The sequence below is a fragment of the Streptomyces sp. NPDC046831 genome (genome assembly GCF_040645305.1).
Lineage (GTDB): Bacteria > Actinomycetota > Actinomycetes > Streptomycetales > Streptomycetaceae > Streptomyces.
The window spans coordinates 72,173-95,068 of the sequence record NZ_JBEYXZ010000017.1 but is presented as its reverse complement, the minus strand read 5'-3'; the positions used below and the strand labels follow the sequence as shown (position 1 = coordinate 95,068).

Annotated in this window: 25 protein-coding genes and 1 riboswitch; of the genes, 2 read left to right on the top strand and 23 right to left on the bottom strand. The window is 72.6% G+C overall.

The annotated features are described in order from the left end of the window. Window positions 1-8 precede the first annotated feature (8 nt). A riboswitch (TPP riboswitch) is annotated at window positions 9-116 on the bottom strand. 55 nt (window positions 117-171) lie between these two features. Then, window positions 172-1,278 (bottom strand): 23S rRNA (adenine(2503)-C(2))-methyltransferase RlmN, encoded by a 1,107-nt coding sequence (gene rlmN, locus ABZ920_RS17075; RefSeq protein WP_361504796.1) that lies wholly within the window; start codon window positions 1,276-1,278, stop codon window positions 172-174. Window positions 1,279-1,693: 415 nt separating this feature from the next. Here rlmN and ABZ920_RS17070 point away from each other — a divergent pair, with 415 nt between their 5' ends. Continuing rightward, a complete protein-coding gene (locus tag ABZ920_RS17070) occupies window positions 1,694-2,896 on the top strand; it encodes a PP2C family protein-serine/threonine phosphatase (protein WP_361504793.1) in 1,203 nt (400 codons plus the stop codon). A gap of 126 nt (window positions 2,897-3,022) precedes the next feature. Here ABZ920_RS17070 and ABZ920_RS17065 read toward each other — a convergent pair whose 3' ends face one another. The 5 genes from ABZ920_RS17065 to rpsB form a co-directional block, all read right to left on the bottom strand. Continuing rightward, window positions 3,023-4,243, bottom strand: a complete 1,221-nt coding sequence (locus ABZ920_RS17065) for a phosphatidate cytidylyltransferase (RefSeq protein WP_361504790.1) — start codon at window positions 4,241-4,243, stop codon at window positions 3,023-3,025. Then, window positions 4,243-4,800 (bottom strand): ribosome recycling factor, encoded by a 558-nt coding sequence (frr, locus tag ABZ920_RS17060; protein WP_361504787.1) that lies wholly within the window; start codon window positions 4,798-4,800, stop codon window positions 4,243-4,245. Before frr ends, ABZ920_RS17065 begins: the two co-directional genes overlap by 1 nt. A gap of 181 nt (window positions 4,801-4,981) precedes the next feature. Beyond that, window positions 4,982-5,740: a UMP kinase gene (pyrH, locus tag ABZ920_RS17055; RefSeq protein ID WP_361504784.1), complete on the bottom strand. Its 759-nt coding sequence runs from the start codon at window positions 5,738-5,740 to the stop codon at window positions 4,982-4,984. 200 nt (window positions 5,741-5,940) lie between these two features. Next, window positions 5,941-6,777, bottom strand: a complete 837-nt coding sequence (gene tsf, locus ABZ920_RS17050; RefSeq protein WP_361504781.1) for a translation elongation factor Ts — start codon at window positions 6,775-6,777, stop codon at window positions 5,941-5,943. 155 nt (window positions 6,778-6,932) lie between these two features. Next, on the bottom strand, window positions 6,933-7,835 hold the full coding sequence (gene rpsB, locus ABZ920_RS17045; protein WP_361504778.1) for a 30S ribosomal protein S2: 903 nt from the start codon (window positions 7,833-7,835) through the stop codon (window positions 6,933-6,935). Between the two features lie 493 nt (window positions 7,836-8,328). Here rpsB and ABZ920_RS17040 point away from each other — a divergent pair, with 493 nt between their 5' ends. Beyond that, on the top strand, window positions 8,329-8,832 hold the full coding sequence (locus tag ABZ920_RS17040) for a M23 family metallopeptidase (protein ID WP_361504884.1): 504 nt from the start codon (window positions 8,329-8,331) through the stop codon (window positions 8,830-8,832). A gap of 278 nt (window positions 8,833-9,110) precedes the next feature. Here ABZ920_RS17040 and ABZ920_RS17035 read toward each other — a convergent pair whose 3' ends face one another. The 17 genes from ABZ920_RS17035 to ABZ920_RS16955 all read right to left on the bottom strand — a co-directional run bounded on the left by ABZ920_RS17035 (window position 9,111) and on the right by ABZ920_RS16955 (window position 22,883). Continuing rightward, window positions 9,111-9,668, bottom strand: a complete 558-nt coding sequence (locus ABZ920_RS17035) for a helix-turn-helix domain-containing protein (RefSeq protein ID WP_361504881.1) — start codon at window positions 9,666-9,668, stop codon at window positions 9,111-9,113. 172 nt (window positions 9,669-9,840) lie between these two features. Next, window positions 9,841-10,683: an RNA polymerase sigma factor WhiG gene (whiG, locus tag ABZ920_RS17030; protein ID WP_361504775.1), complete on the bottom strand. Its 843-nt coding sequence runs from the start codon at window positions 10,681-10,683 to the stop codon at window positions 9,841-9,843. A gap of 271 nt (window positions 10,684-10,954) precedes the next feature. Then, window positions 10,955-12,106 carry a DNA-processing protein DprA gene (dprA, locus tag ABZ920_RS17025; protein ID WP_361504773.1) on the bottom strand — a complete coding sequence of 384 codons (1,152 nt, stop codon included), beginning with the start codon at window positions 12,104-12,106 and terminating at the stop codon, window positions 10,955-10,957. 416 nt (window positions 12,107-12,522) lie between these two features. Then, on the bottom strand, window positions 12,523-14,148 hold the full coding sequence (locus ABZ920_RS17020) for a YifB family Mg chelatase-like AAA ATPase (RefSeq protein WP_361504770.1): 1,626 nt from the start codon (window positions 14,146-14,148) through the stop codon (window positions 12,523-12,525). Further along, window positions 14,148-14,540, bottom strand: a complete 393-nt coding sequence (locus ABZ920_RS17015; RefSeq protein WP_361504767.1) for a YraN family protein — start codon at window positions 14,538-14,540, stop codon at window positions 14,148-14,150. The genes ABZ920_RS17020 and ABZ920_RS17015 overlap by 1 nt, the downstream gene beginning before the upstream one ends. A gap of 99 nt (window positions 14,541-14,639) precedes the next feature. Then, a complete protein-coding gene (locus tag ABZ920_RS17010) occupies window positions 14,640-14,948 on the bottom strand; it encodes a DUF2469 domain-containing protein (RefSeq protein ID WP_056791138.1) in 309 nt (102 codons plus the stop codon). Between the two features lie 56 nt (window positions 14,949-15,004). Further along, the gene (locus ABZ920_RS17005; RefSeq protein ID WP_361504764.1) at window positions 15,005-15,538 is read right to left on the bottom strand and encodes an NUDIX hydrolase; all 534 of its coding nucleotides are present in this window, start codon (window positions 15,536-15,538) and stop codon (window positions 15,005-15,007) included. Then, entirely contained in the window at window positions 15,528-16,301 is a 774-nt protein-coding gene (lepB, locus tag ABZ920_RS17000; RefSeq protein WP_361504761.1) for a signal peptidase I, read from the bottom strand. Before lepB (ABZ920_RS17000) ends, ABZ920_RS17005 begins: the two co-directional genes overlap by 11 nt. A gap of 133 nt (window positions 16,302-16,434) precedes the next feature. After that, on the bottom strand, window positions 16,435-17,349 hold the full coding sequence (gene lepB / locus ABZ920_RS16995) for a signal peptidase I (protein ID WP_361504758.1): 915 nt from the start codon (window positions 17,347-17,349) through the stop codon (window positions 16,435-16,437). Then, complete coding sequence (gene lepB, locus ABZ920_RS16990; protein ID WP_361504755.1) at window positions 17,282-18,424, bottom strand: signal peptidase I; 1,143 nt, start codon at window positions 18,422-18,424, stop codon at window positions 17,282-17,284. The genes lepB (ABZ920_RS16995) and lepB (ABZ920_RS16990) overlap by 68 nt, the downstream gene beginning before the upstream one ends. Further along, window positions 18,417-19,157 (bottom strand): signal peptidase I, encoded by a 741-nt coding sequence (gene lepB / locus ABZ920_RS16985; RefSeq protein WP_361504752.1) that lies wholly within the window; start codon window positions 19,155-19,157, stop codon window positions 18,417-18,419. Before lepB (ABZ920_RS16985) ends, lepB (ABZ920_RS16990) begins: the two co-directional genes overlap by 8 nt. A 45-nt stretch (window positions 19,158-19,202) precedes the next feature. Continuing rightward, window positions 19,203-19,553 carry a 50S ribosomal protein L19 gene (rplS, locus tag ABZ920_RS16980; protein WP_086730257.1) on the bottom strand — a complete coding sequence of 117 codons (351 nt, stop codon included), beginning with the start codon at window positions 19,551-19,553 and terminating at the stop codon, window positions 19,203-19,205. Window positions 19,554-19,690: 137 nt separating this feature from the next. Further along, complete coding sequence (trmD, locus tag ABZ920_RS16975) at window positions 19,691-20,524, bottom strand: tRNA (guanosine(37)-N1)-methyltransferase TrmD (protein ID WP_361504749.1); 834 nt, start codon at window positions 20,522-20,524, stop codon at window positions 19,691-19,693. Further along, window positions 20,525-21,181, bottom strand: a complete 657-nt coding sequence (gene rimM, locus ABZ920_RS16970) for a ribosome maturation factor RimM (RefSeq protein ID WP_361504746.1) — start codon at window positions 21,179-21,181, stop codon at window positions 20,525-20,527. 119 nt (window positions 21,182-21,300) lie between these two features. Continuing rightward, complete coding sequence (locus ABZ920_RS16965; RefSeq protein ID WP_030612780.1) at window positions 21,301-21,540, bottom strand: RNA-binding protein; 240 nt, start codon at window positions 21,538-21,540, stop codon at window positions 21,301-21,303. Between the two features lie 4 nt (window positions 21,541-21,544). Then, the gene (gene rpsP / locus ABZ920_RS16960) at window positions 21,545-21,964 is read right to left on the bottom strand and encodes a 30S ribosomal protein S16 (RefSeq protein ID WP_361504743.1); all 420 of its coding nucleotides are present in this window, start codon (window positions 21,962-21,964) and stop codon (window positions 21,545-21,547) included. Window positions 21,965-22,286: 322 nt separating this feature from the next. Then, window positions 22,287-22,883 carry a hypothetical protein gene (locus tag ABZ920_RS16955; RefSeq protein ID WP_361504740.1) on the bottom strand — a complete coding sequence of 199 codons (597 nt, stop codon included), beginning with the start codon at window positions 22,881-22,883 and terminating at the stop codon, window positions 22,287-22,289. Between the last annotated feature and the right edge of the window lie 13 nt (window positions 22,884-22,896).

Sequence of the window (22,896 nt, the reverse complement as noted above, 5' to 3'; positions counted from 1 at the left end):
CGCAACAGCTCGAGTGATGACCGATCTCCCTACCCAGAATGACCTGGGCGAGGTTCAGAGGGTCTGCGGCCTGTGTGCCGCACTCTCAGCGCTGTGGCGCTCCCCTGTCGGAATATGAAGATGTACGGATGTGAAGACGAGTCGAGTATGCGGTTCTGGGACCGCCTCAGACTACCTCTCGGTCGCCGCGAGCTGACCACACGCCCCGTCGATCTCCTGGCCCCGGGTGTCCCGGACGGTCACCGGGACCCCGTGGGCGGCGATCGCCTCGACGAACGCCTTCTCGTCCTCGGGCCGCGAGGCGGTCCACTTCGAGCCCGGCGTCGGGTTCAGCGGGATGAGGTTGACGTGCACGGGCCTGTTCTTGAGCAGCCGGCCGAGCCGGTCGCCACGCCACGCCTGGTCGTTGATGTCCCGGATGAGCGCGTACTCGATGGAGAGCCGGCGCCCGGACCTGGCGGCGTACTCGAACCCGGCGTCGAGCACCTCGCGCACCTTCCAGCGCGTGTTCACCGGCACGAGGGTGTCGCGCAGTTCGTCGTCGGGCGCGTGCAGGGAGATGGCGAGCCGGCACTTGAAGCCCTCGTCGGCGAACCGGTGGATGGCCGGCACCAGCCCGACCGTCGACACGGTGATCCCGCGCTGCGACAGCCCCAGCCCGTCCGGCTCGGGGTCGGTGAGCGCCCGGATGGCGCCGACGACGCGCTTGTAGTTCGCGAGGGGCTCGCCCATGCCCATGAAAACGATGTTGGACAGCCGCGCCGGACCGCCGGGCACCTCGCCGTCGCGCAGGGCCCGCATCCCGTCGACGATCTGGTGCACGATCTCGGCGGTGGACAGGTTGCGGTCCAGGCCCGCCTGCCCGGTGGCGCAGAACGGGCAGTTCATGCCGCAGCCCGCCTGCGAGCTGATGCACATGGTCACCCGGTCCGGGTACCGCATGAGCACCGACTCCACGAGCGTCCCGTCGAACAGCCGCCACAGGGTCTTGCGGGTGGTGCCCTGGTCGGTCGACAGGTGCCGGACGACGGTCATCAGCTCGGGGAGCAACGCCTCCCGCAGCCTGGCCCGTGAGCCGGCGGGGATGTCGGTCCACTGCTCGGGGTCGTGCGCGTACCGCGCGAAGTAGTGCTGCGAGAGCTGCTTGGCACGGAACGGCTTCTCGCCGATCTCGGCGACGGCCTCCTTGCGCTCGGCAGGCGTGAGGTCGGCAAGGTGCCGCGGCGGCTTCTTGGCTCCGCGCGGGGCGACGAAAGTGAGTTCTCCGGGCTTAGGCATGGCTGTACCAGTGTCGCAGATCGAACAGCGTGACCTGGGGCCTCGGCCTGCGTGACGGTCGCCATCGGCCCTTCCGGCCGGCCCCGGCCCTCCCCGGGCGGCCCGACCGGTTCGCCCCGGGTGTGTGGACCCGCAGGTCACGGCCCTCTTCCACTTGGCGGCCGACCGGGCGCACGGCCCCGCACGCGGTACACCCGAGGACGCCTCCGAGCACCGGGAGCCTCCCCCGCGGCGCGTACGGGTGGGCGCGCCGTCGGCTGCGGCCCGCATCCGCGGGCGCGGCAGGCGGGGAAGAGGGACCGTCCGGGTCGTGTACGGATTGGGGACCGAACGGCCCTTGCCGGTGGCGTTCCGTGCCCGTTGCCTGAGAGGGAGATTCGGGATGCCGGGAAGACGGGCACCGGAGGTGGTCGGAGTGCGAGACGTCCGCGGCTGGCTGTCGTGCGCCGGCTTCCGGGGCCGTCCCGCGACGCTCACGCTGGCGCTGGCCCTGCTCCCGGTGGTCCTGCTCGTGGTGGACGCGCTCACCCCGCCGGACATCCGCCTCGGTCCCCTCATGGTCGCGGCTCCGACGTTCGCGGCCGTCCTGTGCAGCACGCCCTGCGTCATCCTGGTGTGCGTCGTCGCCCTGACCTGCGCGGTGGTGGCCGCCGGCGTGAACGCCCAGCTGGACACCGCGAACTTCGCGGTGCAGATCGGCACCATCGCACTGATCAGCGTGGCCGCCGTGGCGGCCAGTGCCGTGCGGGTGCGCAGGGAGCGGGAGCTCGCCCAGTCGCGCTGGGTGGCCGAGGTCGCCCAGCGGGTGCTGCTGCACCCCCTGCCGCGCCGGACCGGGCCGTTCGACCTGGCGTCGCTGTACATGGCGGCGGACGAGGAGGCCGCCATCGGCGGGGACCTCTACGCGGCCACCCGCAACGGGCCGTGCGCGCGCATCCTGCTCGGGGACGTGCAGGGCAAGGGACTGGCCTCGCTGGAGATGGTCAGCTGCGTGGTCAACAGCTTCCGGCAGTCGGTCCGGCACGACAGCCCGCTGGTGGAGGTGGTGCGGGAGCTGGAGGCGACCTTCGTGGAGGACGTCGAGGAGCTGTCCGCCGCGGCGAACGCCGATCCCCGCTCGGGCAGTCCCTACGGCGACGAGGCCTTCGTGACCGCGGTCGTGCTGGAACTGCCCGACGAGGGCCCGATGCGCCTGGCGAACCTGGGCCATCCGCCGCCGCTGCTCATCAACGAGGGCACGGTCGCCGCCCTGGAGCCGACGGTCCCGGAACTCCCGCTGGGCCTGGGGATGCTGGACGGGCAGGAGGTCATGGTGGACCAGGCCGACCTCCCGCCGGGGGCGACTCTGCTGCTGTATACCGACGGTGTCACCGAGGCCCGCGGCCCGTCCGGCGCGTTCTACCCGCTCGCCGAGCGGCTGGAGCGCTGGGCGTCGCTGCCCCCGGACGCCCTGCTGGCCGCCGTCCGGGGCGATCTGCGCGACTACGTGGGTGCCCGGCTCGCCGACGACGTGGCCATGGTGGCGGTACGGCGCTCCCCCGCCCGGGTCGCGCCCCCGGCCCGTGCCGACCGCCGGACCCGCTCCGACGAGCTGACCGAGGCCCGCGGGGCCGCCTGACCGGCGCCGGCACCGCGGACGCGGACCGGACACGTCGCGGACGCGGACCGGACACGGGAAGGGACCTGCCGCGCCGTGTGGCGGCAGGTCCCTTCCCGTGTGTCCCGCCTCGGGGCGGCCCTTCCGTCAGCCGCCGACGAAGATCACCAGCAGCAGCCAGACGACCGGCGCGGTGGGCAGCAGGGAGTCCAGCCGGTCCATGATGCCGCCGTGGCCCGGCAGCAGGGTCCCCATGTCCTTGATCCCCAGGTCGCGCTTGATCATGGACTCGCCGAGGTCGCCCAGCGTGGCGCTGGCGGCGACCGCGAGGCCGAGCACCAGGCCCTGCCACCAGCGGCCGCCGTCGATCAGGAACTGCGTGCACAGCGCCCCGGCCACCATGGCGAAGGCCACCGCCCCGAACAGGCCCTCACGGGTCTTGCCGGGGCTGATGCGCGGCGCGAGCTTGTGCCTGCCGAACCGCCAGCCGACCGCGTACGCCCCCGTGTCGCTGACCACCGTCAGCACCAGGAACGTCAGCACCCGGAACGGGCCGTCGCCGGCGGTGAGCATCATCGCGACGAACGTGGCCAGGAACGGCACGTAGAAGGCCGCGAACACACCCGCCGTGACGTCCTTGAGGTAGTTCTCGGGTGGCTCCGTCATCCGCCACACCAGGACGGCCAGCGTGGTCAGGGCCATCGCCACCCAGGCGCCCTCGGCACCGCTGACATAGCCGGCGACCACCATGGCCGCGCCGCCGAGCGCCAGCGGCACGAGCGGCGCCCTGATGCCCTTGCGTTCCTCCAGCCGCTTCGTCAGCTCCCACAGCCCGACCACGACCGCGACCGCGATCACGCCGACGAACACGGCCTTGACGACGAACAGGGAAGCGATGATCACGACGCCGAGTCCGACGCCGACTCCTATGGCCGCGCCCAGGTCGCGGCCCGCGCTCTTCTTCTGCGGGGCGCTCGCCGGCTGCGGGGCGTCGGGCATGGGCTCCGGATTCTGCTGTGCCGGCCCGTCGGCGGGCGGCGGCTGTGCCGTGTCGTAGGGCCATGGGTGCGGCGGGTCGTCGCGCCGGGTCTGCGACGCGTCGTGAGACCGCGTCGACGGCGTCTCGTGAGACCGCGTCGGCGGCGCGTCGTCGCGGAACAAGGGGCCGCTCAGCCGAGCGGCCCCCCGGTCGTCCTCCTGGTTTCCGCCGTGGTCGGGTACGTGGGGCACGAAGGGCATCGGGCGAGTCTGCTGGGCGTCATGCGCGTCGTGAGCGGAACTCGCCGGCGCGGCCCCCGGGACGGGGTCCCGGTCCGCGGGCCCCCAGTACCCGGCCTGCTGCGGCGCCCCCCAGGAAGAGTCGTTCATCAGACCTCGAGAAGCTCCGATTCCTTGTGCTTGAGGAGCTCGTCCACCTGCGTGACGTACTTCGCGGTGGTGTCGTCGAGCTCCTTCTCCGCACGGCGGCCCTCGTCCTCGCCGACCTCGCCGTCCTTGATCAGCTTGTCGATGGCCTCCTTCGCCTTGCGGCGCACGGAGCGGATCGAGATCTTGGCGTCCTCGCCCTTGCCCTTGGCGACCTTGATGTACTCGCGGCGGCGCTCCTCCGTGAGCTCGGGGAACACCACCCGGATGATGTTGCCGTCGTTGCTCGGGTTGACGCCCAGGTCCGAGTCACGGATCGCCTGCTCGATGTTGCGCAGCGCGCTCTTGTCGAACGGGGTCACGACCGCCATGCGCGGCTCCGGCACGGAGAACGAGGCCAGCTGGTTGATCGGCGTCGGCGCGCCGTAGTAGTCGGCCACGATCTTGTTGAACATCGCCGGGTGCGCACGGCCGGTGCGGATCGCGGCGAAGTCCTCCTTGGCGACCACGACGGCCTTCTCCATCTTCTCCTCGGCCTCGAGGAGGGTCTCTTCGATCACCACTTGCTCCTGCGTGTCTTGAGTAGGCCCGGCTGCGGTTCCTCATCGGGGCCGTCGGCCGGCTGCGTCGCGTCTTCTGCCTGCACGGTTCCCCACCGGCAGGACATTGTCCATCCCCCGGCCCGGCTCCGTCCCGTCCGTCCCCCGGACAGTGGCGTGCGCGGACGGGGTGGTGCACCGGTCAGTCCCGGCTGCCTTGGTCACCCACAAGCGTGCCGATCTTCTCACCCTTGACGGCCCGGGCGATATTGCCCTCCGTCAGGAGCTCGAAGACGACGATCGGGAGCTTGTTGTCGCGGCACAGTGTGATGGCCGTGGCGTCGGCGACCCGCAGGTCGCGCGTGATGACCTCGCCGTAGCCGAGCGCGTCGAACTTCACGGCGTCCGGGTTGGCCTTCGGGTCGGAGTCGTAAACGCCGTCCACACCGTTCTTGCCCATGAGCAGCGCCTCGGCGTCGATCTCCAGGGCGCGCTGGGCGGCGGTGGTGTCGGTGGAGAAGTACGGCATGCCCATGCCGGCGCCGAAGATGACCACGCGGCCCTTCTCCAGGTGGCGCACGGCGCGCAGCGGGATGTACGGCTCGGCCACCTGGCCCATGGTGATGGCCGTCTGGACGCGGCTGTCGATGCCTTCCTTCTCCAGGAAGTCCTGCAGGGCGAGGCAGTTCATCACCGTGCCGAGCATGCCCATGTAGTCGGAGCGGGCGCGGTCCATGCCGCGCTGCTGGAGTTCCGCACCGCGGAAGAAGTTGCCGCCGCCGATCACGACCGCGATCTGCGCGCCGTCCCGGACGACGGCCGCGATCTCGCGGGCGATGGCGTGCACCACGTCGGGGTCGACGCCCAGGCCCCCGCCGCCGGAGAAGGCCTCTCCGGACAGCTTCAGCAGAAACCGGCCAGGTACTTTGCCGTCGTCGCTCTTCTGGGCCTTGGTGGTCATGGAGATCCCGCCTCTGTTACGTGGTGCACATACGAAGAAGGCCATCGCCGGTGGGGTGTGTTTCGCATCCCATACGCGGCAATGGCCTCCTCGTCAGATCTGCTGTCGTCCGTCACGCGCGCGTGCGCGGCGGCCTGCGCGTGCGACATGGACGACTGCTGTCGACCCTGTCCGGGCCGGGTGTCCGTCGCGGTGCGGACTCAGATGCCGACCTTGATGCGCGTGAAGCGCTTCAGGGTGACACCGGCCTCGTCCAGCACCTTCTGGACGGACTTCTTGTTGTCCAGCGCGTAGGGCTGGCCGAGCAGCGTGGCGTCCTTGAAGAAGCCGTTGAGGCGACCCTCGACGATCTTCGGCAGGGCGGCCTCGGGCTTGCCCTCGGCGCGGGTGGTCTCCTCGGCGATGCGACGCTCCGCCTCGACGACCTCGGCCGGCACGTCCTCCTTGGAGAGGTACTTGGGCGCGAAGGCGGCGATGTGCTGGGCGATGCCCTTGGCGACCTCGGAGTTCGGCTTGTCCAGCTCGACCAGGACACCGATCTGCGGGGGCAGGTCGGGCATCGTGCGGTGCATGTACGCGGTCACGAAGCCGTCGGCGAACTGCGCGAAGCGGTCCAGGACGATCTTCTCGCCGAGGTTGGCGTTGGCCTCGTCCACGAACGCCTGGACGGTCTTGCCGGGCTCGATCTCGGAGGCGAGCAGGGCCTCGATGTCGGCCGGGGAGGTCTTGGCGACGTGCTCGGCGATGGCCTTGGCCACCGTCTGGAACTTCTCGCCCTTGGCGACGAAGTCCGTCTCGCACTTCAGCTCGACGAGGACACCGGAGGAGTTGTCGTCGGCGATGATCGAGACCACGGCGCCGTTCTCGGCGGAGCGGCCCTCGCGCTTGGCGACGCCCTTCTGGCCCTTGATGCGCAGCGCCTCGACGGCCTTCTCGACGTTGCCCTCGGCCTCGTCCAGCGCCTTCTTGCAGTCCATCATGCCGGCGCCCGTGAGCTCACGGAGCTTCTTGACGTCGGCGGCGGTGTAGTTCGCCATGAGTCTGTGAATCTTTCTCGAAGTCTGGAAGATCGAAGATCAGCGGGTGCGCGGTCCTGAGGGAACCGGAGGCCGCCGGCACACCGCTGACCTACGGGTGAACGGCGGGAGCGGAGTTCATGTCACCGCTCCCGCCGTCAACGGACGCTGACGGGTCAGGCCTGCTCGGCCTCGGCGACCGGAGCCTCGGCCGGAGCCTCGGCGACCGGGGCCTCGGCGGCCGGAGCCTCGGCCGGAGCCTCGGCGGCGGGGGCCTCGGCCGCGGCCGGCGCCTCCTCAGCCTTCTTCTCGCCCTCGAGCAGGTCGCGCTCCCACTCGGCGAGCGGCTCGCCCGCGGCCTTCTCGCCCTTGCCCTCGGTCGCGACGCCGGAACGGGCGATCAGGCCCTCGGCGACGGCGTCGGCGATGACACGGGTGAGCAGGGTGACGGAGCGGATCGCGTCGTCGTTGCCCGGGATCTTGTAGTCGACCTCGTCGGGGTCGCAGTTCGTGTCGAGGATGGCGACGACCGGGATGTTGAGCTTGCGGGCCTCGCCGACCGCGATGTGCTCCTTCTTGGTGTCCACGATCCAGACGGCGCTCGGCACCTTCTGCATCTCGCGGATACCGCCGAGGGTCTTCTCCAGCTTGGCCTTCTCGCGGGAGAGGACCAGGAGCTCCTTCTTGGTCAGACCGGAGGCCGCGACGTCCTCGAAGTCGATCTGCTCGAGCTCCTTCAGGCGCTGCAGGCGCTTGTAGACGGTCGAGAAGTTGGTGAGCATGCCGCCCAGCCAGCGCTGGTTGACGTACGGCATGCCGACGCGGGTGGCCTGCTCGGCGATGGCCTCCTGCGCCTGCTTCTTCGTACCCACGAACATGACCGTGCCGCCGTGGGCGACGGTCTCCTTGACGAACTCGTAGGCGCGGTCGATGTACGACAGCGACTGGAGCAGGTCGATGATGTAGATGCCGTTGCGCTCGGTGAAGATGAAGCGCTTCATCTTCGGGTTCCAACGACGGGTCTGGTGACCGAAGTGGACGCCGCTCTCCAGCAGCTCCCGCATCGTGACGACGGCCATGGCCGCTCTCCTTGAATTTCTCGGTTGTGCCGCGAGCGCCGGATGACACTCGCGCCTGACGCCCGCGGTGCGCCGTGCCACGAAGGACCGAGGGGCGCTGACACCGGCCGTTGCCGGCCCGGGTGCCGGGGCGTGCGAAGTCGACCCGGTGGCCCGGGTCGCCATCAGCAGTGTACGGGACCGCCGGGGCCCCGGGTGACGCCGCCGTCCACAACCGGGCGGTTGTCCACAGATCGAGTGGGTGATCGGCGGCGTGCGGGACCGTGGGCGCAGGGTGCGGACGCGAGGGGAGCGAGGGATGCGCGCTACGGGGGTACGGCCGGAACGGCCGCCGGGGCCTTGCCCGCAAGTGCGCCGGGGACGGCGGCTCGCCATGGTGCCGGTACTGCTGACGGGCGTGGTGCTCGGGTTGCTGCCCGCCTCGGCGGCCGGCCGCGGAGCGCCGGCCGCCCGGACGGACGGCCCCGCTCCGTCGGCCGTGGCGGTGGCGGACATGGCCGGAATGAGCCCCTCCGGCGCCCGGAGTCCCGTGCCGGCCGCGGGCCGGGCCTGGCCGGTGGGCGGGCGGGGGGCGCGTCCGCGGGTACTGCGCGGCTGGGAGCCCCCGGCGACCGCGTACGGCCGGGGGCACCGCGGGGTGGACCTGGCGGCTGCGGCGGGCGCTCCCGTCCGCGCGGCGGCGCCGGGACGGGTGCTGTTCGCGGGCCGGGTGGCCGGCCGCGGCGTGATCTCCGTAGCGCTGACCCGGACGGGCGACCCGCCGCTGCGGACCACCTACGAGCCGGTGCGGGCCTCGGTACAGGCGGGCGACGAGGTGGCGGCGGGCGAGGTGATCGGCACGGTGGAGGCCACCGGATCACACTGCGCGGCGACGTGCGTGCACTGGGGGCTGCTGCGAGGCGACACCTACCTGAACCCCCTGGCGCTGCTGCCGCCCTGGCTGCTGAACGGGGGCCCGTCGAGGCTGCTGCCGGTCCTCGGGGTGCCGTTGCCCTGAATGCTTCGCTCACATCAGGCCGGAAGACGGCGGCCGGGCCGGATCGGACCCGGAGCTGAACGGTCAGGCCGGGATCGAGGAAGGGTCAAGCACGACCGGGAAGGCCGGACCGGCCAGGAAGGGTCAGGCCGGAGCGGGTCCTGAGGCGGAGACCGGTCGGAACGCTCGCGTCTCTCCGGCGTCGCTGCCCCGGCCGGCGCCGGGAGCGGGCTTGAGGCAGCGCACCTCGGCGCCTGTCCGGGCCCGCCCGCGCACGAGGCCGGGAAGCCGCCAGGGGGTCAGCCCCGTACGCCTCGCAGGGCCATGGCGACCGCCGCCTCCGTGATGCGGGCCGGGTCCTCCGCCGCACCCAGTTCGATGCGCCGGACCGCCACGTCGACGACGCCCTGGAGCAGCATCGCCGCCAGCCGGGGCTGCGGATGCCCCAGGTCCCCCAGCGCCTCGACGATCATCGCGACCAGTCCGCCGTGCGCGGCCCGGATCTTCTCCCGCGCTCCCGCGTCCAGCTCGCTCGCGGAGATCGCCACCACGGCCCGGTGCCGCCGGTCGCCGACGAGGGCGAGCTGCCCGCGCACGTATGCCTCGACCTTGGCCTCGGGTCCGCCGGCGCGGGCCATCGCCGCCTCGACCTCGGCGGCCCACACCGGGAAGTCGACCCTGCACAGCTCCTCGACGACCGCGGCGCGCGAGCGGAAGTACTCGTACACGGACGACCGCGCCAGTCCCGTCCGCTCGGCGAGGGCCGGGAAGGTCAGCGCCTCCGTCCCGCCCTCGGACAGCAGGGTCCGTGCCGCGTCCAGCAGGGCGGCACGCTGCATCGACCGGTGCTCGGCCACGGAGGCCGCTCTGATCCTTGGCACGGCGTCCACTGTACGGACGCGGCAGCAGCGGCGGGAGCGACCACGGCCGGTCCCCCGTCCCGCCGGTCCGCCGTTCGGCCGAACCCTCCGTTCGGCCGGTCCCTTCGGCCGATCCGCGCGTTCGGCCGCCGTCCCGCCCTGGCGCGGGTCACCGACCGAAGCCGGCCAGCTTCGCCCGGAGCTGGAGCACCGACTTGGTGTGGATCTGGCTGACGCGGCTCTCGGTCACCCCGAGCACGTTGCCGATCTCGGCGAGCGTCAGTCCTTCGTAGTAGTAGAGAGTGACGACCGTCTTCTCGCGGTCGGGCAGGGTGTTGATCGCCCGCGCCAGGAAGCGCCGCAGTTCGCGGTCCTCCGCCACCTCCACCGGGTTGTCGGCGGCGGTGTCCTCCAGCGTGTCCATGAGGCTCAGCCGGTTGCCGCCCTCGCCGCCGACGTGCAGCAGCTCCTCCAGGGCCACCACGTTGGCGAGTGACAGCTGGCTGAAGACCGCGTGCAGTTCGTCGACCGCGATGCCCATCTCGGCGGCCACCTCGCTCTCCGTCGGGGTGCGCCGCAGCCGGGCCTCCAGCGCGGCGTAGGCCCGTTCGACGTTCCGCGCCTTCTGCCGCACCGACCGCGGGATCCAGTCCAGCGCCCGCAGCTCGTCGATCATGGCGCCCCGGATCCGCGTGATCGCGTACGTCTCGAACTTGATCTCCCGGTCGATGTCGAACTTCTCGATCGCGTCGATCAGCCCGAACACTCCCGAGGACACGAAGTCGGCCTGTTCCACGTTGGGCGGCAGCCCCACGCTCACCCGTCCCGCCACGTACTTCACGAGGGGCGAGTAGTGCAGGATCAGCTGCTCCCGCAGCCGCTCGTCCCCCGTCGCCTTGTACGACCGCCAGAGCTCGTCGAGCGTCGAGGGAGCGGGCGGCCGCACGCTGCCAGAGTCGCGGGCGGCTGGGGGGATCGCCGCCCGGTCGGACCCTGAGGTGTGCTGGGGCATTCGTCGCCTTGTGCCGTTCTGCAGTGGAAGGGGGGTGCCTGGGTGAGCTGTCGGTCTGGTGTCGAGATCCGGCGTCTGTGCCGGAATCCTCGTGAGCGTAGCGTGACTGCGCCGTCGCGGTGCGCGAACGGCGAGGCGCGATGCGTGCGCAGATTCGTTCCGCTCGGCGCCCCGCCGGGTCACGGCCGTCACCCGGCGTGACGGACGGTCCGCCCGACAGCGGTAATTCCCAGAGGGCCCGGCCCGGCCACGGACGGCCGAACACTCTCGGTCAGCATTCGGCCCGGCCGGCCCGTGCGCAGATCACTGCCCGGCGTGTCAACCTCCATCCGTCGTCGTGTCGTTCGGCGTAACCAAGTGCTCGGAGTTCGTACAGCCTCGCGACGGCGTCGTCCTCCGTCGTCCGCGCCCCGCGTGCGATCTCGGCCGCCGTCGCCGCGCGTCCCCCGGGGATCGCGGCCAGGACGTGCCGGACGGCGGGTGGCAGCAGATCGTGGGGCAGTACCGGGCCACGCCGCTCGGGGGCCAGCTCACCCATCTCGCCCACCAGCTCGACGACCTCGGCCGCGTCCGTGACCAGGACGGCCTCCTCGCGCAGCAGACCGTGGACGCCCGCGGACAGCGCGCTGGTGGCGGGACCCGGCACACCCATGACGAAGCGGCCCAGCCGCTGCGCCGCCCGGGCCGTGACCAGTGACCCGCTGCGGTGGGCGGCCTCGACGACCACGGTCCCGCGGGTGAGTGCGGCGATGACGCGGTTGCGCACGAGGAAGCGGCTCGGCGTGGGGTGCTCCCCGGGCGGCAGCTCCCCCACCACCAGCCCCTGGCCGGCGATCCGCGTGATCAGCCCGGCGTGCCCGCGGGGATAGGGGCGGTCGACGCCGCAGGCCAGGACGGCGACGGTGGCACCGCGGGCGCCGAGCGCACCCCGGTGGGCGGCCCCGTCGACTCCGTAGGCGCCGCCGGACACCACCACCCAGCCGCGTTCGGCGAGGCCGGCGGCGATCGTGGCGGCCATGTGGGCGCCGTACTCGGTGCAGGCGCGGGCGCCGACGACCGCGACCGATCTCAGGGCCCACATCCGCAGGCCCGCACCGCCGCGCACCCACAGACCCGTGGGGCGGGCGTCCCCGAGGTCGTCCAGTTGCGCGGGCCACTCGGTGTCGCCCGGGCGCACGAACCGTACGCCGGCGTCCCGCGCGAGCGCGAGGTCGCGCTCGGGCTCGGCGAGGGCGGCCCGGTCCCGCAGTCCCGCCCACCGTTTGTCCGACACGCCGCCGAGCCGCGGTCCGCCCTCGCGCAGGCGCCGCGCCACCTGCTCGGCCCCGAGCTCCCGAACCCACCGCCCGACGGTCGCGTCACCGGGCTCGACGACCCGGCTGAGCAGGACGCGGGCCAGCAGTTCGCCGTCGTCCCGTTGCACGCCGTCGCCCCGTTGCACGCCGTCGCCCCGTTGCACGCCGTCGCCCCGTTGCACGCCGTCGCCCGGTGGCACGCCGTCGTCCGGTGGCACGCGGGCGTCCGGCCCCCGGTCGCCGCCCCGCGGGACGTCCCCGTCCCGGGGTGCGCCCCCGGACCACCGCGCCCCGTCCGCCCGCCGCGCTCCGCCGCCCGGCCGCGGGCCCTCGCCTCCCCCTTCGCCGTCGTCCCGCCACACGTCGCCGTCCCCGCGCGTGCCGCCGGGCCGGCCGTCACCCCGGTCCAGTCCCCCGCCGTCGGCCGGCCGGCCGGTGCGGTGCACCGGCCCGTCATCGCCCGGCCGCCCACCGTCCGGCCGGCCCTGGTCGTCGCCGGGCCGGGCGTCGCGGCGCCCCTCCGCTCCCTCTCGCCGCGCCCCGCTCATGCCGGTGCCCCGATGGTCATGGGCACCCCGCGCGGCACTCCGGTGCGCAGGTGCAGTGCCATGGCGACGTCCGTCGCGTCGGGCCGGTCGTGGCCGACGAGGTCCGCGATGGTCCACGCGACACGCAGGACCCGGTCGAGGCCGCGGGCGGTGAGGACACCGCGCTCCAGGCTCCGTTCGGCCTCGTCCAGGGCGCCGGCCGCGGCATGCCAGCGGCTGCGCAGTTCCCGGCCGGGTACTTCGCTGTTGGTGCGCCACGGCGTGCCCGCCAGCCGCGCCGCCGCCCGCTCGCGCGCGGCCCGCACGCGGTCGGCGACGGTCGCGGTGGACTCCCCCCGCGCGCCGCGCCGTGTCAGCTCCGACCGGGTCACCGGGTCCACCTCCACCCGGAGGTCGACCCGGTCCAGCAGCGGTCCCGAGAGCCGGGCCTGGTAGCGGCGGATCGCCGACGGCGGGCACTCGCACAGGGTGTCCCGCCGGGAGTAGCGGCCGCAGGGGCACGGGTTGGCCGCCAGGACCATCAGGAACTGCGCGGGGAACCGCACGACGCCCGCGCTGCGGGCGATCACCACGTGCCCCGCCTCCAGGGGCTGGCGGAGGGCGTCGAGGGCCCGGCCGCTGAACTCGGGCGCCTCGTCGAGGAACAGGACGCCCCGGTGGGCGAGCGAGACCGCGCCGGGCCGGGCGACGCCGTGGCCGCCGCCGACGAGCGCCTGCATCGTGGCCGAGTGGTGCGGCGCGCAGTAGGGCGCGACGTCGATCAGCGGCTTGTCCGGCGGCAGGAGCCCGGCCACCGAGTGGACCGCCGTGACCTCCAGGGACTCATCCCGGCCGAGCCGGGGCAGCACGGCGGGCAGCCGCTCCGCGAGCATGGTCTTGCCGGCGCCGGGCGGCCCCTCCAGGAAGAGGTGGTGCCCGCCGGCCGCGGCGACCTCCACCGCCGTGCGCGCCGACGTCTGGCCCACGACGTCGGCGAGGTCGTGTCCCTCGTCGTGCTGTGCCGCGCCGCCGTGGTGCACACCGGCGGCCGCGCCGGCGCCGGGAACCCGCAGGCCGCCGAGGAGTGGTTCCGGCCGTCCCTGTTCGTCCGGCTCCTCCTCGGGCACGGGCTCGTCGGTCAGCACGGCGACGAGCTGGCGCAGGCTGCGGACGCCCAGGACGGAGACGCCGGGCACGAGCGCCGCCTCGGCCGCCGCGCACTCCGGTACGACCACCTGTTCGTACCCGGCGTCCGCCGCGGCGAGCACCGCGGGCAGGATGCCCCGGACGGGCCGCACCCGGCCGTCCAGCCCGAGCTCCCCGATCATCACGATGTCGGCGAGCACCCGCGGGTCGATCCGCTCGGCCGCGCCGAGCACGGCGCAGGCCACCGCCAGGTCGAAGCCGCTGCCGGCCTTGGGCACCGAGGCCGGGCTGAGCCCCACCGTGAGCTTCTTCTGCGGCCACTCACCGCCGGAGTTGACCACCGCGGCCCGTACCCGGTCCCGGCTCTCGCTCAGGCTCTTGTCCGGCAGGCCCACCAGGGTGAACGCCGCGACACCCGGTTCCAGGTCCGCCTGGACCTCGACGACCACGCCCTCGACGCCGGCCAGGGCCACGGAGCACGTCCGCGCGAAGCCCATCACGCCACCCCCCGGGCGTGCTCGACCAGGGCGGCCCCGCGCCGGGGCAGCACCACGCCGACCAGGTCGATGCGCACCCCGCCGGGCGGTGCGCCCCCGTGGGTCTGGATCCAGCGTTCGGCCAGGTCGCGCAGCCGCTGTGCCTTCCGTGGCGTGACCGCGGCCATCGGGTGCTCGAAGGCGCCGCGCCTGCGGGTCTTCACCTCGCACACGACCAGGACGTCGCCGTCCCTGGCCACGATGTCGATCTCGCCCGTCCTGCCGCAGCGCCAGTTGCGCTCCACGACGGCCATCCCGGCCTCGGTCAGCCGGCGGACCGCCAGCTCCTCGCCGTACCTGCCGATCGCACCTCGTGCGTCCATGTCGGCACCACCTCCGGCGCCAACGGTCACGCATCCGGCCCGACCCGGTCGATCTTGGTGGGCTACTCGGCGGTTGTGGACAACCGCGTCACCCGCAGGGGTGAGGGACGCGGGAGGTACGCGCGGTCGTCAGCTGCCCGGAAGCTCGAGGTCGCTCTTGTTCAGCTCCTCGATGTTCACGTCCTTGAAAGTGAGGACCCGGACCTGCTTGACGAAGCGGGCCGGCCGGTACATGTCCCAGACCCAGGCGTCCGCCATGGACACCTCGAAGAACACCTCTCCCTGCACCGAGTGCACCTGCATCTCGTAGTCGTTCGTGAGGTAGAAGCGCCGCTCGGTCTCGATCACGAATTTGAACAGACCGACGACATCGCGGTACTCCCGGTAGAGCTTCAGCTCCATCTCGGTCTCGTACTTCTCGAGGTCCTCGGCGCTCATGGCATGTTCCCCTTCAGCCGTGCGGTCCCACCATTGTGCGCCAGTTCCGGCAGGCCCTAGACGATTTCCGTGTCCAGGGTCACCGGGGCGGCCGGGGGACCTTCGTCGAGCAGCGTGCGCAGCAGCCCGGCGAGTCTGGTCGGATACACCGTCTCATGCGACCGGGACAGTTCCCGGTACGTCCACCAGCGCGCTCCGGCGACACTGCGCCGCTCCAGCTCGGTCAGCGCCAGGGGCCGGGTCGCGGTCCGGGAGGTACGGGCGAGGTAGTACCACTCGTCCTGGTCCCAGCGGCGGCCCGCGAACGGGAACGAGCACCTGCGCCGCCACAGCACCGGGCCGAGTTCGACCTCGGTGATGCCGGTCTCCTCCGCGAGTTCCCGCAGCGCGGCCTGTTCGCGCGTCTCGTCGCCCTCCAGGCCGCCACCGGGGGTGAACCACCAGTCGTCGGCCGGATCACCGGGCTCGTGGCCGTGCAGGAGCAGGATGCGGTCCTCGGGGTCGAGCAGGACCACCCGGGAGACCCGGCGCGGCCCGCCGTCCTCCCGCACGTGCCCGTCCAGGCCCGTGTGCGCGGCCTCATCGGGCACCGGCGGGCTCCGTCCGTGAGCGGGAGCGGCTGCGGGAGCCGCCCAGCACCTTGGCGACCGGCCCGTAGGCGCCGCCGCCCAGGACCAGCACGGCGCCGACGACGATCATCAGGACGATCGTGCGCAGCGGACCGGGCTGGGAGAGGGGCCCGAGCGCCTCGAAGCCGGTGGGCCGCTCCAGCATGCCCTTCGACGGCCAGATCACGGCGTCGACCCGGGCGGTGACGGCGCCGCGCGCGACGGTTCCGCCGGCCGCGTCGGTGAGGTGGGCGGTGGAGTCCAGGGAGCCCTGGCGTTCGTCGCCGAGGAGGAACAGGCGTCCCTCGGGCACGGTCACGGTCGGGAAGTCAGTGATCTCCGCCGCGCTGCCCTCGGGCAGGTACGGCTCGTCGATCTGCTTGCCGTTGACCGTCAGTCTGCCCTGCTCGCAGCAGGAGACCCGGTCACCGCCGACGGCCACGACGCGCTTGACCACGGGCGCGTTGGTCACCCAGGCCTTGTCGCGGAAGACGACGACGTCACCGCGGCGGACGTCCGCGCCGTCGACGCGCTGCGCCAGCACCCGGGCACCCGCGTCGATGGTCGGCGTCATCGAGGAGGTGGGCACGGTGTACGGCCGGTAGACCACCGCCGCCCACGCGAAGCCGCCGAGGAACAGCACCAGGCCCAGCGCCACCGCCAGGCCGGAAAGCCGCTGTCCGGCCCGGCCGCTGCCCGTGCCGCCGCCGCGCGGGGCCGTACGCGTCGTGCTCTCGCCACCCATGGACCCGCACCCTACCGGGCGGTACCGGGGCCGGGCAGCCCCTCGCCCCCGACGAGGTCACAAGCTCCACGAGGGTTGCACCGCGCTCACGGGGGCGGGCGGTGCGAGGGGACCGGCCGGGCGGTCAGCGGCCTCAGCGGCGTCCGGCCGTCACGGTCACCGCCGCGCCGCCGGTGCCCGTGCCGGCGTACCGCCGGCGCCGCCACAGCACCACCGGCACCATCCCGGCGAGGGCGACGCCGTCCGGGGCGGCCGTCAGGGCACCCGCGGCCGAGGACTGCTCGCCCAGGCCGGGCTGGTCGAAGGTGTCCGGCACGGGCAGCGTGCCCCAGCGGTTGACGGGCCAGGCGCGCACGATGGCGCGGCCGACGACGTCGTCCACGGGGACCATGCCGTGGTTCTCGTCGTTCTGGTTGTAGCGGGAGTCGCGCGAGTTCTGCCGGTGGTCGCCCATGACCCAGATGAAGCCCTCGGGCACCTGCACCTTGAACTGCCCGCCCTCCTGGTCGACGCTGCAGGGCGTGTTGCCGGGGTAGACGTACGGCTCGTCGAGCGCCTTGCCGTTGACCACGAGCGGGCCGGTGCCCTGGCACTCGACGGTGTCGCCTCCGACGCCGATGACGCGCTTGATCAGGTCCTTCTCCTCCGCGGACGGCATGAGGCCGATCCAGCTCAGGAAGGTCTGCAGGGCGTTGGGGCTCGCGATCGGCTCGCCGGCCAGCCACTGGTCCGGGTCGTGGAAGACCACGACCTCGCCGCGGTCGGGCTCCGAGCCGAACCACGGGGTCAGCTTGTCGACCAGGACCCTGTCGCCGCGCTGCAGGGTGTTCTGCATCGAGTCGGACGGGATCGAGAACGCCTGCACGAGGAACGTCTTGATCAGCAGCGCCAGCACCAGCGCGATACCGACCAGGATGGGCAGTTCCTTCCAGAAGGAGCGCTGCCTCCTCTGCTGCGGGGCCGGGCCGGCCGCCCCCTGGTCATCGTTCCGGTTCTGCTCCGTCACCGTGCCATCCTCGGGTCCTCCGGAGTCGTTCCCGGAGGTCACGCGTCCGTCCGCGACGGGGGCAGACGCGCCCTGGGGGCGTCCGCGGTTCTCCTCGCCGTCGCTTCCTGACCGTGCGCCAACCGCCACATCCCCCACGCCAACTCCTTACTCCTTGCCGCCGCCTGCCGCATATGCGGCGCAGGCCCACCACTCCCATAACGAGCGGGAGTTCCGCAGGGGTCGGGAGCCGAACCGATCCGTCGGGATCGTCGAAGCCAACCCTATGCGAGATGCGGGGGGCAGCGGTCGACCCGGACGCCGCGTCGGTCACCGAGGCGAAGGTTTTGGGCTCGTTCAGCGTGTTCCAGTGGCCGAGGGGCCAGGCGATGACCATGGCGCGGCCGACGACGGAGTCCTCCGAGACCGTACCGCCATAAGGGGTGTCCCGGTGGGCGCGGGAGTCCGCGGAGTTGTCCCGGTGGTCGCCCATCACCCACAGCCGTCCCTGGGGGACGGTGATGTCGAAGGGCGTGTTCGAGGGCGCGTTGCCGGGATACAGATAGCCGCCCTCGTCGAGGGGGACGCCGTTGACGGTCACCCGTCCCTGCGCGTCGCAGCACTTGACGTGGTCCCCGCCGACACCGACGACCCGCTTGATGAGGTCCTTGTCGTTCTCGGAGGGCAGCAGGCCGATGAAGGTGAGGGCCTCCTTGACCTGCTTGACCACGACGGGGTCGTTCTTCGGGGTGGTCTGCTCGCCGGCCAGCCAGCCGCCCGGGTCCTGGAAGACGACGACGTCCCCGCGCTGCGGCCTGGAGCCGAACCAGGGCGTGAACTTGTCCACGAGGACGCGGTCGCCGATCTGGATCGTCTGCTCCATGGACCCCGAGGGGATGACGAAGGCCTGCAGGAGGAAGGTCTTCAGCACGAGCGCGATGAGGACGGCCACGCCGACGAGGAGGGGGATCTCGCGGACGGTGGAACGCCTGCGCTTGCGCTTCACCTTGCGCTGCAGCTTGCGCCGCTCGGCGCGGGTACGGCCGCCGGCGGGCCCGGTGGCGCGCCGCGCCCCGGTGGGCAGGAGGTTCTCCGCGGGCCCGGCGGGGACGCCGCGTGGTTTGCCGCGGTTACCCATGGGCGCCGTCCGTCTTCTCCGGTCCGGCCGCCCCGGGGGCGGGCACGCGCGCGTAGCCACCGGGACGGTCCAGGTGGGTCCAGTGACCGGCCGGCCAGACGATCCAGTCGGCCCGCCCGACGACGTCGCCGACCGGGATCATGCCCCCGCCGGGCGAGCCCAGGTGGTCGCGGGAGTCGCTGGAGTCGCTGCGGTGGTCGCCGAGGACGAACAGGGTGCCGTCGGGCACCGTGACGTCGAAGGGCACCGTGGACGGGCTGTCGCCGGGGTACAGGAATGTCGACTCGTCGACCGACCGGCCGTTCACCCGGATCCTCCCCTCCTTGTCGCAGCAGACCACGTGGTCTCCCCCCACACCCACAACGCGTTTGATGTAGTCGGCGTCCCCGAAGTACCCGGTGCCGTCGAAGACGACGACGTCCCCGCGGCGCGGCTCGGCACCGAAACGGTACGCCACCTTGTTTACGAGAACGCGGTCCCCGATCCTCAATCGCTGTTCCATGGACCCGCTCGGGATCTGGAACGGCTGGGCCACGAACGTGCTGAGGAGCAGCAGAAACACCAGGCAGGTCAGCAGGGTGAACGTGATCCGCCCGCCGGGGAGCCAGTCCGTGATCCGCGCCACCAACGACGAACGCGACCGGCCCTCCGGCCCCTCGGTGTCCGGGATCGCTGCGGATCCGGGAGGGGTGGAGGAGCGGTCGCGCTCCGTCGGCTGTTCTTCGGTGTCCATCGGGGCCAGATGCTATCCGCCCCCGCGGCGGACCCCGGGAGGCGCTCAGCTCTCGCGCTTCTCCTTGATCTTCGCCGCCTTGCCGCGCAGCTCACGCAGGTAGTACAGCTTGGCGCGGCGCACGTCACCACGGGTGACCAGCTCGATCTTCTCGACGATCGGGGTGTGCACCGGGAAGGTGCGCTCGACGCCGACGGAGAAGGAGACCTTGCGGACCGTGAAGGTCTCGCGCACGCCGGAGCCCTGGCGGCGGATCACCACGCCCTTGAACTGCTGCACACGGGAGCGGTTGCCCTCGATGACGCGGACGTGGACGTTGACGGTGTCGCCCGGGCGGAAGGCCGGGACGTCGTCGCGGAGCGACGCGGCGTCGACGGTGTCGAGCAGGTGAGACATGTCGTCTGCTTTCTTCGCTGATGCCACAGGTCATCAACGGGAACTAGATGTTCGAAAGGGGATGGCCGTGCGTGTCGGGGCGGGCGTCGTGTCCCCCTGTGGCAGGGGCGCACGCCGGACGGGCACACAACAGCGGCCTATTCTTCCACGGCGTCGGTCCTGCGCCAAAATCGGCCGTGCGGCTCGCCCTCCGGGTCCGGGGTCCAGCCCAGGATGGACAGCATCTCGCGGTCCTTCTTGTCGAAGGCCGCCGGCGCGCAGCGTTCTATGAGGTCGGGCCGGTTGGCCGTGGTGCGGCGCAGCGCCTCGTCGCGGCGCCAGCGGGCGATCTTCCCGTGGTGGCCGCTGAGCAGCACCTCCGGGATGTCGCGGCCGCGCCACCGGGGCGGCTTGGTGTAGACGGGGCCTTCCAGGAGGCTGGCCATGGCGCCGGGCGCGAAGGAGTCGTCCCGGTGGGACTCGGCGTTGCCCAGGACGCCGGGCAGCAGCCGGGCCACGGCCTCCGTGACGACCAGGACGGCCGCCTCGCCGCCGGCGAGGACGTAGTCGCCGATGGACACCTCGTACACGGGCACGCGGGTCGCGTACTCGTCGACGACGCGCCGGTCGATGCCCTCGTAGCGGGCGGGCGTGAAGATCAGCCAGGGGCGCTGGGACAGCTCGACGGCGAGGTCCTGGGTGAACGGGCGGCCGCTGGGGGTCGGCACGATGAGCGCCGGCCGGCCGACGCCGCTCTCGTAGCCCTCGGCCAGGACGGAGTCCAGGGCGTCGCCCCAGGGCTCGGTCTTCATCACCATGCCGGGGCCGCCGCCGTACGGCGTGTCGTCGACCGTGTTGTGGCGGTCGTACGCCCAGTCCCGCAGGTCGTGCACGTGGACGTCGAGCTGCCCGCGGGCGCGGGCCTTGCCGACCAGGGAGACGTTCAGCGGTTCGAGGTACTCGGGGAAGATCGTGACGACGTCGAGCCGCATCTACGCCTCGTCCCCGGACGGCTCGTCCCCGGCTTCCCGGGCGGCCGGGGCCTGCCCGGCCCCCGCGGCCCGGCGCGGCTGCTCGTCCTCACCGGCCCGTCCGGTCTCCCCCGCCTGCTCGGCCTCGCGGGCGGACGCGATCACCGCGCGGTCGTCGACCAGGCCGGGCGGCGGGTCGACGACCGCGCGCTGCTCCTCCAGGTCGATCTCGGTGACGATCTCCTGCACGAACGGGATCATCACCTCGGTCCCGTCCGGGCGCTCCACCACGAACAGGTCCTGCGTCGGCAGGTGCGAGATCTCGGTGATCCGGCCGATCTCCACCCCGTCGACCGTGACCACGTCCAGGTCCATGAGCTGGTGGTCGTAGTACTCGTCCTCGCCCTCGGGGAGCTCGTCCGGGTCGACCTCGGCGATCAGCAGGGTGTTGCGCAGGGCCTCGGCCGCGTTGCGGTCGCCGACGCCGGCGAAACGCAGCAGGAGGCGTCCGCTGTGGACGCGGCCCGTCTCGATGGTCAGCGGTCCGGCCGAGGCCGGGTCGGTCGCCAGGACGGCGCCGGGGGCGAGCCGCAGCTCCGGCTCGTCGGTACGTACCTCGACGGTGACCTCGCCCTTGATGCCGTGGGCGCGGCCGATCCGTGCGACTACCAGCTGCACTGTAAGTAGATCTCCTGTCGTGTGCCCACGGCGTGACGTCGTGGACGACTACGGGCCGGACGACCACGGGCCGGGGACGGCCCAGTGGCCCTCCCCGGCCCGAGCCGGTGCGATCAGCGTCAGCGGACGTCGTCCACGTCGACCAGGTCGACACGGACGCCGCGGCCGCCGATGGCGCCCACGACGGTGCGCAGGGCACGCGCGGTACGGCCGTTGCGGCCGATCACCTTGCCGAGGTCGTCCGGGTGGACCCGGACCTCGAGCACGCGTCCGCGGCGCAGGTTGCGCGAGGCGACCTGCACATCGTCAGGGTTGTCGACGATGCCCTTCACGAGGTGCTCAAGCGCCTCTTCGAGCATGCTGTCAGGCCTCGGCCGACTCGGACTCGGCAGCGGCCTCGTCCTTCTTCTCGGCCTTCTTCTTCTGGGTGATCGCCTCACCCTTGCCCTCGTCGTCGCCACCGAGGGCCTCGAACGACGGACGCGCGGCCTTCTCCTCCGGCTGCAGCAGCGGCGCGGGGGCGGGCTCGCCCTTGAACTTCTGCCAGTCGCCGGTCTTCTTCAGGATGGCGAGCACGGGCTCGGTCGGCTGGGCGCCGACGGAGAGCCAGTACGCCACGCGCTCGGCGTCGACCTCCATGCGCGAGGGGTTCTGCACCGGGTGGTACAGACCGATCTCCTCGATGGCCCGGCCGTCACGGCGGGTACGGGAGTCGGCGACGACGATGCGGTAGTGAGGCGAACGGATCTTGCCCAGACGCTTCAGCTTGATCTTGACTGCCACGGGAGTGGGTTCTCCTGGAATTGACGTGGTTGGGCACGGCGGAGCTGCCGCGTGGGGTTGCGGTACCCGAGTGCCCGATGGACGCGTCAGCCGGAGGAGAGAGGGGTCCTGTGCGGCTGTCGAGTACAGCTAGCCATTGTGCCACACCCGGGGGATCGCCTCGGCCGGGGGTGCGGGACGGCGTGCGGGCATGACTGAGCGGCGCCCGGTGCCACGGGCGCCGTGCGGGTGGGTGCGCTACCCGGCGGTGCGGGGTGCCCGGGAACGGCACCCCGCCGTGCTCCGCGTACCGCGCCCGGCATCCACGAGATGCCGGAGGCGGTCAGCCGGCCGCAGCGCCCACCACTTCGGGGATCCGGAACGGCTTGCCGCAGCCCCCGCACACGATCGGGGCCTGGGCCAGGACCGACGGGACCACCCGTACGTTGCGGCCGCAGTCGCAGACCGCCTTGACCCGCACCCCGCCGCCGGAGGACCCGTGCCGGGCGGCCGGGCCCCGGAAGGCGCGGCCGGCGTCCTCGGAGGTGGCCGCCGTGTGGGCCTTCAGGGCGCGTTGCAGGCGTTCGATCGTCGGACGGTAGCGCCGCTTCGCCTCGGGACTGAGCGTGACCAGCGAGAAGCCGCTGCTGGGATGCGGCTCCTCGGGGTGGTCCAGGCCCAGTTCCTCGGCGATCGCGAGGAAGCGGCGGTTGTGGTAGCGGCCGGCGCGGGAGGTGTCACGCACCCCGCGCGCGGCGGCGATGCCGTGGACTGCTTCATGGAGCAGTCGCTCGAAGGAGAGTTCGTGCCCGCAGGCGGACGACGACTCTCCGATCAGGGACTCTGGCGCGGCAAGGTCAGGCAGCTCGGGGTGGTACCGCTGAATGTCGGCCCACGCCTGTGCCAGCTCTGCGGCGAGAACAGGTGGTGTCGTGCTCACGTAATGACAACGA